This window comes from Nitrospira sp. Nam80, assembly GCF_965152575.1.
On record NZ_OZ224216.1, the window covers coordinates 1,102,927 to 1,116,954 of the forward strand.

General features: G+C 56.8%; 10 protein-coding genes. All 10 read left to right on the forward strand.

The features are described 5' to 3' along the window. Nucleotides 1-7 precede the first annotated feature (7 nt). The 10 genes from ACWGXE_RS05245 to ACWGXE_RS05290 all read left to right on the forward strand — a co-directional run bounded on the left by ACWGXE_RS05245 (nt 8) and on the right by ACWGXE_RS05290 (nt 14,018). Nucleotides 8-1,804, forward strand: coding sequence for a hypothetical protein (locus tag ACWGXE_RS05245; protein ID WP_447601880.1), 1,797 nt, complete (start codon nt 8-10; stop codon nt 1,802-1,804). A 123-nt stretch (nt 1,805-1,927) separates the two neighbouring features. Beyond that, entirely contained in the window at nt 1,928-3,694 is a 1,767-nt protein-coding gene (locus ACWGXE_RS05250) for a hypothetical protein (RefSeq protein ID WP_447601882.1), read from the forward strand. A 107-nt stretch (nt 3,695-3,801) separates the two neighbouring features. Next, nucleotides 3,802-4,692 (forward strand): hypothetical protein, encoded by an 891-nt coding sequence (locus ACWGXE_RS05255; protein ID WP_447601884.1) that lies wholly within the window; start codon nt 3,802-3,804, stop codon nt 4,690-4,692. A gap of 60 nt (nt 4,693-4,752) precedes the next feature. Continuing rightward, nucleotides 4,753-6,678: an asparagine synthase (glutamine-hydrolyzing) gene (asnB, locus tag ACWGXE_RS05260; protein ID WP_447601886.1), complete on the forward strand. Its 1,926-nt coding sequence runs from the start codon at nt 4,753-4,755 to the stop codon at nt 6,676-6,678. After that, nucleotides 6,675-7,619, forward strand: a complete 945-nt coding sequence (locus ACWGXE_RS05265) for an NAD-dependent epimerase/dehydratase family protein (RefSeq protein ID WP_447601887.1) — start codon at nt 6,675-6,677, stop codon at nt 7,617-7,619. The genes asnB and ACWGXE_RS05265 overlap by 4 nt, the downstream gene beginning before the upstream one ends. Further along, nucleotides 7,619-8,698, forward strand: a complete 1,080-nt coding sequence (locus tag ACWGXE_RS05270) for an NAD-dependent epimerase/dehydratase family protein (RefSeq protein WP_447601889.1) — start codon at nt 7,619-7,621, stop codon at nt 8,696-8,698. The genes ACWGXE_RS05265 and ACWGXE_RS05270 overlap by 1 nt, the downstream gene beginning before the upstream one ends. A 26-nt stretch (nt 8,699-8,724) precedes the next feature. Then, the gene (locus tag ACWGXE_RS05275; RefSeq protein WP_447601890.1) at nt 8,725-9,504 is read left to right on the forward strand and encodes a class I SAM-dependent methyltransferase; all 780 of its coding nucleotides are present in this window, start codon (nt 8,725-8,727) and stop codon (nt 9,502-9,504) included. Between the two features lie 10 nt (nt 9,505-9,514). Then, nucleotides 9,515-10,729 carry a glycosyltransferase family protein gene (locus ACWGXE_RS05280; protein ID WP_447601892.1) on the forward strand — a complete coding sequence of 405 codons (1,215 nt, stop codon included), beginning with the start codon at nt 9,515-9,517 and terminating at the stop codon, nt 10,727-10,729. Next, nucleotides 10,726-12,906, forward strand: coding sequence for a methyltransferase domain-containing protein (locus ACWGXE_RS05285; RefSeq protein ID WP_447601894.1), 2,181 nt, complete (start codon nt 10,726-10,728; stop codon nt 12,904-12,906). The genes ACWGXE_RS05280 and ACWGXE_RS05285 overlap by 4 nt, the downstream gene beginning before the upstream one ends. Continuing rightward, the gene (locus ACWGXE_RS05290) at nt 12,903-14,018 is read left to right on the forward strand and encodes a glycosyltransferase family 4 protein (RefSeq protein ID WP_447601895.1); all 1,116 of its coding nucleotides are present in this window, start codon (nt 12,903-12,905) and stop codon (nt 14,016-14,018) included. The genes ACWGXE_RS05285 and ACWGXE_RS05290 overlap by 4 nt, the downstream gene beginning before the upstream one ends. Nucleotides 14,019-14,028 lie beyond the last annotated feature (10 nt).

The window sequence follows — 14,028 nt, forward strand, 5'->3', positions numbered from 1 at the left end:
ATCACGTATGAATGTGACTCCAAAGGCCAAACGAATCCTGGTGCTGTATTGGCATCCGGGCCCCGGGAGTCTTCGGCTCGCGATCAGCCGGCATCTCCATGTGATGGACTGGAGCCCAGCCGGGCATCAAGTGTTGTATTTCAATGCCGTGAACGGCATACCGCGTTGGGTGCGCCATTTCAGATGGGACGTCGTCATCTTCCACACCACGTTCCTCTGTCTCCGATGGAGCCATCTGTTTCATAAATGGAAGTGGCACATTCGATGGCTTAACGACGTGAACTGCCTCAAGGTGGCGTTTCCGCAAGATGAATACGATCATGCTCACATTTTGGACGAATGGCTGTTCGAGCTGGGCGTCCATCTGATCTTTACGAATTTTGACGAGACGCATCGCCGAACACTCTATCCTCTCATGTGCGATCGCGCCATCTTCCAGCGATGCCTGACTGGATACATTGATGAAGCGGATGCGCAAGAAATTCAGCAGCGGTTGTGTGATCCGGATTCGCGACCGATCGATATTGTGTACCGGGCGTCACACTTGCCCTACTGGTTTGGCTCTCATGGCCAGTTGAAGCACCGGATTGCCGAACAGGTTCTCGCCGGAGCCGGGACTCACGGGCTCCGGATGGATATCAGCACAAAGCATGAGGACACGATCGTGGGCCCCGCATGGCTGGAGTTTCTAGGCTCCGGCCGTGCGGTGATAGGCTGCGAAAGCGGGTCCAGCGTCCTGGATCGCCGAGGAGCGATCAAGGCAAAAATCCAACAGGTGATGCTCGCCGATCCCGACCTGACGTTTGAGCAGATAGGTTCGTTCCTCCCGTCGGATTGGGATGGGTATCAGTTCTTCGCCATCAGTCCACGCCATCTCGAAGCCGCGATGACGAGAACATGCCAGGTATTGATTGAAGGCGCTTATGACGGAGTACTGCATCCTCACATACATTATCTGCCCTTGCGGCGAGATTTCTCCAACCTTGATGAGGTCTTGGAGACGATCAGGAATCGTGCTCTTGTCCGCGATCTTTCCCAGCGGGCCTATCGGGACATTTGCGAAAGCGGGCGGCACACCTATCGGCGTTTTGCCGTCGAAATAGAAGAAGCCATGCAGGCAGCCGCGGATCATCATGGAGCCTGTGCCGGGGGGTCCTTTAGTACGTGGGCGCGAATCGCATGGCCCGCGATGCGCCGGATCGCACGCGCCTCGGAAGTCAGTCGCCTTGCGCGTTACAGAGTAGGCATGACGGTTGTCACATCCCCATTCTACTGGTGCTTGCTGCGACACCCGCTTGTCTGCGTAGCCAAAGCACAACTCGCTCTGCGATTGATTGTAAGCAGTCCGCAGGTCCGGCGATTAGTAAAGATCGTTGCCGGGGATAAGACGCTCAGGGGGAAATTACGTGTGCGGGATCTCTTGTTGGATTGTTTCATGTTGCGAATCCTGCAGCAGCTCAACGATGGACGGGTCAAAGGACTCAGCGGCGTGCGCCTGACCGTCGATTGGCAAGGGGCGAGAGGCGCAGTGATCTTCAAGAGCCGGTCCATGGATAACGCAACACAAGAAGATCGCGCGGTCCTACGGTGTCCTTTGGATACGTGGGCGGAACAGATTAGGTCCCCGGACCGGATCGTTTGGGACCATTCCGCCATAGGGCGGGAAGTGCTGTATCCCGTATTTCGATCAAAGCGGGTTACGCTTCCGATCGGAGAGAACGGCATCTATCGGTTTCGGACATTGCCGCTCCTCGCACGACAGTACCGCGGCGAATTGGTCGGGGCTCTGGCCACCGGGATATGAGGCGCCCGTCGGTCACCGGTCATGTTGGGCATCAAGCTATTTACACAGGGAATAGCGCTAGCTGGGCTGTGGCTTGCGATGACTCATGCCACCTTACGCGGTGGAACTCATGAGGTGGCAACCATGGATCATCTGACCCTGGCTCCGCATACCGCGCTGAAGTTTGCGAATAATTCTGATGAGCGGATAGGAGGCCTGAATGTTCCGACCATTGCACCCTACAATGAAGAACTGTTCTTCATCGCCAACTTTCAAACTATCGCACTCCTCGATACACGAGAAGGAATCATCACACCGTTTGAGCTAGCCGGTGCCTCGGACAAACCCGCCCGTGAAGCGGGATTTCAGCCGACCGGCTTATTCTACGATGCGCAGAGGAACCATCTGTTCGTCGCGAACTACCTGCGAAACAACGTCATGGTCTTTCGTGTCTTATATGACACCGCTCAGTTGCAGCTGTTACAGGTGCTGAAGCATGAGTCGCTCGTGTCCCCGGAGGCGGTCTGGTTGGATCAGGAAAGCGGCATGCTGGTAACGGCCAATTTCGACGGTCACAATGTGAGCGCGTTTCGAATACACGCGGACCTTTCATTCGAATTTGTCTGGCGGTCAGGCCTGCGGTTCGCCCACGGAGTGGCCGTGGTGGAGGGGAAAGTCTTTGCGACGGGTCTGCAAGATCGAGTGTTGGTCGAATTGGATCTCTTGACGGGACGTTCCCTGCGCAAAATCGGAACGTTGGGGTGGGACACTCACGAGGGGCAATTCCTTTGGCCGACCTCGGTCTATCCGGATGGACACGGGAATCTCATTATCTCCGATGCCGACACCGGCTTCATCAGCGTCATCGAGACAGCCACCTTTTCGGTCAAGCGAGTGATCGGGGGTAACGGTCCAGGGCGTGGCTTTTTCAATCAACCATATTTTACGGCCGTCAGCAACAACCGGTTCCTCACCGTTTCTACCAAACAGCAGCGATTCGTGTATGGGGAGTATCCGGCGCTTCGAGCAATGAAAGCCTTCACTAAGTCAAAGGAATTTTGGGAGTACTTTTCACCGACCGACCCGCAGAGTCGTCTCGGGTACATCGGGTGGAATGATTATTGGTGGACGGACGGGCCTCGCGTCAACCTCATGGGCTGCGACTACACCGTCTACAGCAATACTCTGCGTCCATCTGTCCGCTCACCGTTGGTGAAATTCTTTGCCGGTGCCGGGCAACGTTGTCCGGATATCCGCTTAGGCTATGTGGAAACGCCGTTCGGGATGAACATGTTTAAACAAATCCAAGTGTTGGAGCGGCGGGGGTGGTACATCTTTCTGTCTCCTCAGTCCCATAGCGGCCCATTGCTGGCAAAAGAAGCCGATGGAAGGCTGTATGCCTTCTATCATTCCGAGGGTCGCAACGATTGTTGGGTGGTATCCAAGGCGATCTATTGCGATAACGGTGTGCGTAATCCCGATGTGATGATCAGGCAGGTGGAAGAGCTTGTTGCGAGCCTTGACCACAAGCGATGCGCTTCAGGGGCGAGTCTGAACAAAGACTATGTAGAGACGCTGTCACATTGGTATGGGAGCATTGGAACAGACAAAGCCTATCTTGCTCGTATCGATATCCCCTCCTTGGTCCGGGAAGCTTATCGCTCAGGCAAGAGTATACCGGCCCCGGGACATGGCGGTGACAATGAGCTCGGACGCTTTTATGTCGCCTGGGAAAATATGAAGACATGCGACGATGTTCCGGGCTTCGTGCGGTTGCAGGCAGCGGCGGGCCGTACGAGCCTGGAATATTTCAATGTCGCTAACATCACGCAATTATCGATGCACAGCCTTGTGGCGGCGCAAGCGCCTCATCAGTCCGACCGGCCGCTCGACAATACCCGTCACCAATAGGTATGAGCGCTGCAGATCGCCGGATGGAATCGGGCCTAGGATATGAAGCACGCGCTCGTATCGGAACGGGGGGCAGATGGCGGCGGCATCTGCTCACATTCAGGGCTATGCGTCATTCGAGCAGCGGATATTTTCCCAAAAGTCTGGTGCCCCTCTCTTATATCACTTTGCTGTGGCTGCTGTTGATGGTGGGGATCGATTCAAGCCCGCAGTTGGCGCCGGACACCAAGATGGTAATACTTGGTCTCAACCACTTTGAATGGGTGGATAAGAATTTAAGCGCTCCCGCCTATTACCCATGGCGGATATTCGATGCCGGGCAGCCGGCTGTTGTCCTGCCCACATTGCAAACCATCGCGCGAAACACGGCAACCGACGGAGAGTTGTTGACGCGCGTCGTTTCATACTACAGAGATCATGAAGGGGCGTTCCAAGAGCACTGGCATGAAAAAAATATTCACCGCGTGCAGGCTCTCTATGCCATGAATCTCATTCATCTTTCGCATCCGTATGGGGTCGATCGATTACCAGAGACATTTCTGGAATATGTGAATCAGGTCGCGGCGTCTTCGTGCCGAAATTTTGCAATCTACCAAAGCCGGATTCTCGACGCGTTCGGCCTGCCCTGGCGGTATGTCGCCCTTTCCTCGGGATTTCACGGCTGGATTGAAGTCAAAATCGGGCCTCGTTGGGAAATCTTTGATGCAACTGCGAACGTGTGGATTGACCATTCGGCCTTCGAGCTGGTGGAAGGGCAGACGCGGCGATACCGGCTGTTTTATAGCCCCTGGTCGGATATCGCTCGTCCGGATGCGCGCCGGTTTGTAGAGCCATATGAGCCCCATTATTACCAGTCCGGCGCCTTACGCATGAACATGCCGGGCCTGGGCATCTATTTTCTCACTCCATCGTATCTTCGGGATAAGGGACTCCGCATCGAAGTGTGGCCGAAGTTCTGTCCGGGAACATTTCGCGGGATGAAGTGCGTAGACGCATGACGGCGGATTAAGACCGTCCGGCCGTGACATGACCTTTAGTCGTAAGGAGTAAAGACGTACATGTGTGGAATCGCTGCGGTTATGGACTTGGAAGGCCTCGCGATGCCGCATCTCGCCCATATGCTGCTGGCGATGAACGGACTGCAACGCCATCGGGGACCGGACGGGGAAGGAACGTGGCTCCATCAGGACGGGATAGTCGGTTTTGGGCATCGGCGATTGAGCATCATTGATCCGGCGGGCGGACGGCAGCCAATGCGGGACGGGCACGCCAATTGGGTGACGTTCAACGGCGAGATCTACAATTATCGCGAGCTGCGGACTGAACTGGGGGAGGACCAGTTCCGCACCGAATCGGACACGGAAGTAATTCTGCACGCGTACCGTAAATGGGGAGCCGATTGCGTCAACCATCTGCGCGGGATGTTCGCGTTTGCTTTGTGGGACGAGGACCGCCGCCGGCTGTTCTGCGCGCGCGACCGGTTCGGGATTAAGCCCCTCTACTATACGGTGGTGGAGAATACCCTGTATGTGGCCTCCGAGATCAAGGCATTGCTGCCGTTCATCGACGAAATCGAGACGAACCTCGAAGCGTTCAAAGAATATCTGACGTTCCAATTCTGTTTGTCCGGCAAGACCCTGTTTCAAGGCATTCATGAATTGGTTCCGGGCCATGTGCTGTTCGCCGGTCAAAGGCTGCTCGAAACAAGACGATATTGGGAAGTCTATTATGATCTTGACTGGGACCACACCGGGAAATACTTCGAGGAGCGGATCCGCGCGCTGGTCAAAGAATCGGTTGCATTGCATTTGCGGAGCGATGTGCCGATCGGCGCCTATATCAGCGGAGGACTGGATTCGAGCATCGTCTCCTCGCTGGCAAGCGCCGAGGCTGGGCCGGACTTCGTAGGCTTTACCGGCAAGTTTGCCCTCGGCCCCGCCTATGATGAAAGCCGCTATGCGCGGGCCCTTGCGGAATGGCGGGGTTTTCCGTTGCACGAATTGGAGATGACCGGCCAGGATTTTGTCGCGCACATCGAAAAGATCCTGTACCACCTTGATCAACCGGTCGCCGGCCCCGGGTCCTTTCCACAATACATGATCTCGTCACTGGCAGGCCGCCATCGCAAAGTCGTGTTGGGCGGTCAGGGCGGGGATGAAATCTTCGGCGGATATGCGCGGTATCTGATCGCGTACTTCGAACAATGCATCAAGGCGGCCATAGACGGCACGATGCAGAACGGCAACTTTATCGTCACCTATGACTCGATCATCCCGAATTTATCCTCGCTTCGGGAATACAAGCCGCTGCTCCAGGAGTTCTGGCGAAAGGGATTATTCGAGGATTTGGATCGCCGGTATTTTCGGCTTGTCAATCGAGCCCGCGATCTGGACGAGGAAATCAATTGGCCCGCTCTCGAGCGCTACTCGCCGTTCGACGCGTTCAATGAAATATTCCGCGGAAGCAATGTTCGCAAGGAATCCTATTTCGACTGCATGACGCACTTCGATTTCAAGACGCTACTTCCGGCGCTCCTGCACGTCGAGGATCGAATGAGTATGGCCCATGGGGTCGAATCACGCGTGCCGTTTCTTGACCATCCGTTGGTGGAGGTTGCCGCCACCATTCCGTCGAACGTGAAATTCATGAATGGACGGATGAAGCACGTACTCAAGAACGCAATGGCCGATGTGATGCCGCCCGTGATTGTGAACCGGACGGACAAGATGGGCTTTCCGGTCCCGTTGCACGAGTGGCTGACCCGTCCCGGCCTTGTCCAAGAATTTGTGCGGGATGTGTTCGCGTCGCGGAAGGCACTGAGCCGCGATCTCATCAACAACGCGAAAGTCCTTGATGGATTGACAAAGGAATCGCGGTATGGGCGCAAGATTTGGGGATTGTTGTCACTGGAGTTGTGGCAACAGGCGTTCCACGACCGGGGGCCGTCGTTTCGAAAACTAGCCAATGTGGAGGTATTGCGATGAGAGTCGTCATTACTGGAGGCGCCGGATTCATCGGGTCGCATCTTGCCGACCGCTTGATCGCGCGCGGGGATGCCGTGTGGGTCATCGACAATTACGCGACGGGACGCCGTGAAAATTTAGCATCCCATCGCCTGTTGACCGTCGTGGAAGGCACGATTGTTGATGACACATTGGTGGGCAAAGTCTTTGGGGAGTCCAGGCCTGATCTGGTGGTGCATGCGGCGGCTTCATACAAGGATCCCGATAACTGGGTCGAGGACGCCCGGACCAACGTGCTGGGGACGGCCAACGTCGTGCAAGCCAGCCGTCGCCTCCAGGTGAAACGCCTCATCTATTTTCAGACCGCGCTCTGTTACGGGCTCAAGCCGCTGGAGCAGCCGATCACCCTTCGACATCCGGTTCGTCCGGAAGGCAGCAGCTACGCCGTGAGTAAAACGGCAGGGGAACAGTACGTCATGTTAAGCGGCCTCGAGTGGATTTCATTTCGGTTGGCCAACGCCTACGGGCCGCGGAATCTGAGCGGACCGTTGCCGACCTTCTATCACCGCCTGACGTCCAAGAAGCCCTGCTTTGTCATGGATACACGTCGAGATTTTATTTATATCGACGACTTGATTGCGGTGGTTCTGGCGGCGATCGACGGCAAGGGAGGATCCGGAGTCTATCACATCTCCTCGGGCGGGGACTTTTCCGTTAAAGAGCTGTTCGATGCGACGACCCAGGCGCTCGATATTCACCTGGATCGACCGGTGGAGGTACGCCCCAGAAGTGCCGATGATGTCTACACGATCCTCTTGGATCCCTCGAAAACAGAAAGAGACTTCCACTGGAAGGCCCACACGCCGCTCCAAAAGGGAGTGGCCGCGGCGATTGACTGGTATAAGAAGGCCAACATTCAGCAAACGTTCACCCATCTCAAACCGGTCGAAACAGCACGATAATGTCCTCTCAACCCTCTGCCGCCGGGCCGATTGACAATTATCATTTGCGAAACAGACGCCTATTGGTCGTCGGGGGGGCGGGCTTTGTAGGCGGCAACCTTGTTCGACACGTATTGCGGCTGGGATGCCGGTCCGTCGTCGTTGTCGATAATCTGCTGTCGGCGGAACGGGACAATGTGCCGGATGATCCGCACGTGTCTTTTCTGCAAGGATCCATCGGCGAGTCGCGTGTGTTGAATGCGATCCGAGACGACTTCGACTACGTGTTCCATTTGGCCACTTTTCACGGCAATCAAAACTCCATCGCCGATCCCTTGGCGGATCATGACAACAATCTCTGGCCCACCTTGCGGCTCTATGAGCATATCAAGGCTTTTCGCCGAATTAAGAAGGTGGTGTACGCGGCATCCGGATGCACGCTCGCCCCGCACACCTTTGAGCAGTCTGAGCCGGTCAGGGAAGAAGGGCCGGTTCCCCTGGAGTTGGATAGTCCCTATCAGATCTCGAAAGTGGTCGGAGAATTTTACTCTGTCTATTACGCCAAACAGCACGGCCTCCCGACGGTGCGGGCTCGGTTTCAGAACGTGTATGGACCCGGTGAGATACTCGGCGCGGGACAATGGCGGGGCACGGCTGCGACTGTGTGGCGCAATGTGGTACCCACTTTTGTGTACCGGGCGGTCAAACATTTGCCTCTGCGAGTCGAGAATGAAGGTCGTGCCAGCCGCGACTTTATTTATGTCGATGATATCGTCCGGGGGCTGCTCTTGTGTGCGACCGAGGGGCGTCCCGGAGATGTCTATAATCTAGCGAGCGGGATCGAGACGACCATCATCGATTTGGCGGCGACCATCAATTGCATGACGGGGAATCCCGCCCCGATCGAACATCTGCCGCGCCGAGCGTGGGATCATGCCGGCAGGCGGGTGGGCAACGCCATGAAAGCTCGCGAGGAGCTCGGCTTTTCGGCGTCAGTCCATCTCGATCTTGGGTTGAAGAAGACCATCGCCTGGACGGAGGAGAATCTGTCGCTTATCGAGCGATGTATTCATCAACACGGCAGTCGGATCGCCGCCTGACAGTACGGAGCGCCTGAAGGATGCCAGTGACTTCTTCACGATTCTTAGACCATGTATGTCGGACCGTCACGCACGAGCAAAAGACCGACATCCTGACGAAGCACTACAACACCATTGCCCGGGAGATGCGGCGGATCGGCACATGGCGTGGAGACGCGAGGCTGCTGGATGTGGGATGCGGGATCGGACTGTATTCGGAATTCTGGTATGGGCGCGGGATGGAAGTGACCGCCGTCGATCTCGATGCCGAGCAGGTCGCGATCGCCGTTCGGCGTGCGAAAGAACGGAATTGGGATATCCGGTATCGAGTAGCCAGCGGAGACCGATTGCCCTTCAAGGCCGGCTCCTTCGATATTGTGTATGCCAATTCGCTGCTTGAGCATGTCGGGGAATGGGAACAATGCCTCACGGAATGGGTCCGCGTCTTGGCTCCCGGCGGACTCCTCTGGGTCGAGACCACTAATGCTTTATGTCCCAGGCAAGGAGAGTTTCGATGGCTTCCCTTGTACAGTTGGTGGCCTTCGGCAGCGAAGCGTCTCATTGTGCGTGCGGCGCGCGGGCCGTTTCCCGCGCTGGTGAACTATAGTTCCTGCCCGGCTCTCCATTGGTTTTCCTTTTTTCAACTCGAACGATGGTTCAAGGCGCACGGGCTGGTCATTCGCGATCGGTTTGATTGCCTGGATACGGCCGCTGTTGGCCCGATCAAACGCGGGATCCGGACCATCGCCCTATCCAGCCGAGTTGGCCGATACCTGGCCTATCTGCTCATTTCACCTCTTGTCGTTGTTGTTACGCGTCGCGCCTGAGGTGGCCGCCATGAAAGACCGTATCCGCGCCGTCGGGTTCTATGCCAGAGGTGAAACTCATTGGAAGGCGATTCTTCGGGACACCCTGGCGGGAAGCCTGGGACTGGGACCGCACCATATCCCGGCAGGATGCCGGAATCTTCCGGGCTTTCGCTCAATTGTGCAGGAAGAATTTCAGGTCTTGTCCTACGTAATGGACTGGAAGGATGCGTTTACGGGATGTCCATTGCTGGAGGTGGAATGGTGCAATATCCATAATCTGATGGAGTTCTCGGCCGGCCTGCGAAAATTAAAGGAGTATCCGTTGAGCATCATCCTGCATTCGGCGGCGTGGGATGATCTCCGATTGCTGCGCATGGCAGAGCGACGGTTTCAGTCGCGTAAGGGACGGATGCTCCTCTTCTATGGAAATGAATACCACAACATGAGCGAGAAGATCGCCTTTGCGCGGACGGTGCAGGCCGACTACATCGCATCGCAACTTCCGCTGTCTTCTGCGGAATGGTTGTATGACGATTGCGGGTCGTCGGTGGTCCTGCCGGCTCCCGCGGCGCTGAATCCACGCATCTATAAACCGGGGAAATCATCACGCTCCATCGATATCGGCTTCCGCGGCGATCTCTATGCCAGCGCCTTCGCGCTCGGAGATACGGAACGCACAAATATTCTGGAATACTTCAATCGCCACGCGGCCGACTTAGGGCTCACCAAGGATATCCGTTTCGTGCGCCATCCGAGAGAGCAATGGAACAGTTTCCTGAATCAATGCAAAGGCATCATGGGGGCTGAATCCGGCACATATTTTCTGGAGAAAGACGATCGCACGCGCCGCGCGGTCATTGCATTTCTCAAGCAAGAGCCGCACGCCACCTTCGATCAAGTGTATGATCGCTTCTTCAAGTCTTTTACCGACCCTGTCTCCGGGAAAGCTATCTCTTCTCGGCACTTCGAACCGATCGGAAGCCAGACCTGCCAACTTCTATTGGAAGGAAGCTACAACGGCATTCTGAAAGCCGACGAACATTACATCAGCGTAAAGAAGGATTTCTCCAATATCGAAGAGGCCGTTCGTCGATTCAAAGACGAGGGTTATCGAGCCGCGATGGTCCGGCGCACCCATGAGTATGTATTGGACGAGCATACCTACGACCGGCGAGTGCAAGGGCTGGTCCGGGCGGCGCTGGAAGGAAAGGCGTGTCGTCCACAATCGAGGAGTGTGGCATGACCCGCCTCCTGGTTCATCCCGAGGCGCGGATCACGATAGAGCCGTTGTGGAACGGCCGCCGTCGCGTGACCGTTGAGCCGAATGAGGCGGTCATGTTCGTGCCCCGGCGCTCCACGGATACAGAGTACCCGGATGAACTCATCCAGGCGATCCTGGAAGCCAAAGGGCCGGCCTATCTGTGCGATGAGATTTTACGCGATGAGAGTCCGACGTATGTCCAAGCGTTTTTAGAACGGGATCTCTTTGCCTATCGTTCGCCGGAATGGTTTATCGGAAGGCGACTGCTGGACTTTGGCTGCGGCGCCGGCGCCTCTACTCTTTGCCTGGCAAAGTTGTTTCCAAGATCCGAGATCGTGGGGGTGGAACTGGATCCCTCGCTTGTTGAGTTGGCGCGCCGGCGGTCCCGACATTACGGCTATACCCACGCGCGTATAGTCCGCTCGCCCTCCGCGCTGGAATTGCCGGTCGGTCTCGGCGTCTTCGACGCCGTCATTCTCAGCGCTGTGTACGAACATCTATTGCCGGAAGAGCGTGCGCACCTGCTTCCCCAACTGTGGAATCTCGTCAAGCCGGGCGGAGTCCTATTTCTCAATCAGACTCCTCATCGATACTTTCCAATCGAGACTCATACGACCGGCTTGCCGTTCATTAATTATCTGCCTGACCGGCTAGCGCTTGGCATGGCTCGACTATTGTCGGGACGAATCAAGCGAGAGGAATCGTGGGACAATCTCCTTCGTTATGGAATCAGGGGAGCGACGGAAGGAGAGATTTGTTCGCTGCTTGCGGACACCACAGCCACGCCGTTGTTGTTGGAACCGGCGGGCTACGGCATCCGCGATCGTATTGATCTCTGGTTCACGGCTCTGTCCTCCGATCGTCATCGATTTGCCAAGCGAGCCATCAAGACGGGACTCAAGGTACTGAAGCAGGTTACCGGCGTGACGCTCGTGCCGATGCTGTCCCTAATGTTCCAGAAGCGCGAAGAACGGTCGATCTCGGCCAATGATCGAACGCTCAAGATCTGCTTCGTCTCACCGCTGGGTGAGGGCTTGTATCGTCCCGACAGCCGACAGCCGTTCGGGGGCGCGGAAGTTCAATTGTATCTGTCCGCCAATGAATTGGCCCGCGACCCGGCCTATGCGGTGACGGCGCTGTTGAGCGTGCGTGAACAGGCGGGAATCGAACGGCATCATTCTCTCACCGTAGTTCGGCGGCAGGCGAAGGGCCGTCTTGCGATCGAGGTGTCCCGGTTCCGACAGCTATGCGCGGCGGCAATGTCATTTGGGGAAATGCTCATGACATTTCGCCGTGTCGATGCGGATGTGTTCCTACATGCGGGCGCGGGGATCGAAGTAGGGGCCTACGCGCTGATCTGCCGAATGATGCGGCGTAAATTTATCTTCATGGTTGCTTCGACCGCGGATCTCTCTGGTCCGTACGGCGCGGTCAGCGGTCCGTTGAAATGGCTCTATCCTGCAGGCGTTCGGCTTGCCCATGCCATTGTCTGCCGCACCGAGGACCAGCAGGCCGCACTTCGTAAGCGATATGGCCGTGCCGGCCATCTCATCCGCACGGCGCATCCGATTCCTCCCGAAACGGACCGTCAGCGAACCACGATCCTATGGGCCGGAAGAATCCATCCTCTCAAGCAGCCGCAATTGTTTCTCGATGCGGCGGAACAGCTCTCCGACCGCCGATGCGTGATGGCCGGCATGCGTGATGAGGCGCATCCTGACTTGTGGGATGCGGTGCGCCGCCGCGCAGCCGGCTTACGCAATGTGTCTTTCCATGCCGATCTGCCGCTCCATTGTATGCATGAATTATTTGGCTCGGCGAAGGTCTTCGTGAACACTTCCACCCATGAGGGCTTCCCGAACACATTTGTGCAGGCGGTCCTGAATGGAGTGCCGATCGTGTCGTGGATTGTGAATCCGGATCTGGTCCTCTCGCGTCATCAAATTGGTTTCTGCGCGGAAGGAGCCTTCGATGACATGGTCTCCTTCATCAGTTATCTGTGCAGCGAGGAGCCCTTCTACGAGGAATGCCGGCGCCGCGCGCGCGTGTACGGAGCGGCCAATCATGGTCTCGAGCAGTCGGTTGCTCAATTGAAGCGATTGCTGGTGTCCGTGGTGTCTCCCCCGGCGTATCTGACGTCCGACGAACCGAAGAGATGAATCGGCTCAATTTGTGCTTTGTCGGTCCTGCGGCCTCAGTCAATGTGCGGCGGTGGGTGAATTGGTTCGTCCGGCGGGGTCATACCTGCACCGTGATGACCGTCGAGCCGTTTGCGGATCCCGGGGCGGCGGGCTTTCAGCAGCTTGATCTGACCTGCACCAATGTTGGAAGAAAATTGGGCCGTCTTCTTTCGGCGATACATCTCGCGCGGGCGGTGATCAGAACGAATCCGGATGTGGTCCATGCTCACTATGTTCGTGGACTCGCATGGGGACTTCTTGGTGCGCCGATGCGCCCGCTGGTAGCGACGCCGTGGGGAAGCGACGTGCTGGCCGAACAGGGAGCGTTCCGGGAGCGGTACAGCCGCGAGTTGACCTGGCGCCTGCTGAAGCGAGCGGCGCTGGTCACGACCCATTCGGCCTATATGGAATTCCGTGTCCGGCGTCTGGTTCCCGAACAACAGGCGATCGCCCGAGTGGGGTGGGGAGTGAACCTCGGACGATTCAGGCCGGGACTTGATGTCACGATGATCCGGCGACAATGGAAAATTGATGATCAGCAGCCGGTGATTTTCAGCCCTAGGCTGGTGCAGCCGCTCTACAACCACGACCTCGTGATCAAAGCCCTGCCGGCCGTACGGCGAAATGTGCCCAATGTGTTGCTGGTCGTTACGGAACACTTTGCCGATCCGGAGTATCTTCGCCTTCTTCAACGCCTGGCCGCTCGATTGGACGTCGCCGACCATGTGCGCTTCATCGGTGAAGCCAACTATGAGGAGATGCCGTACTGGTTCAATGTCGCGACGGCGGTCGTAATGGTGCCGTCATCGGACGGCATGCCCAACTCCCTGCTGGAAACCATCGCATGCGGCGCCGTGCCGGTCTTAAATCGGCTCCCTCAGTACGAAGAACTGATCCGTGACGAGATCAACGGACGGTATGTCGGGCTTCATGAAGATCAGTTGGCCCCGGTGCTGACCGATGTGCTGCTGAACGCTCGATATCGAACAACATGCGGTCTTGCCAATCGGGCGCTCGCCGAATCGACGGCGGACCAAGAAAAAGAAATGACGCGGATGGAGTCCTTGTATTACGAATTGGCGGGCCGATAGAGGCGGTATT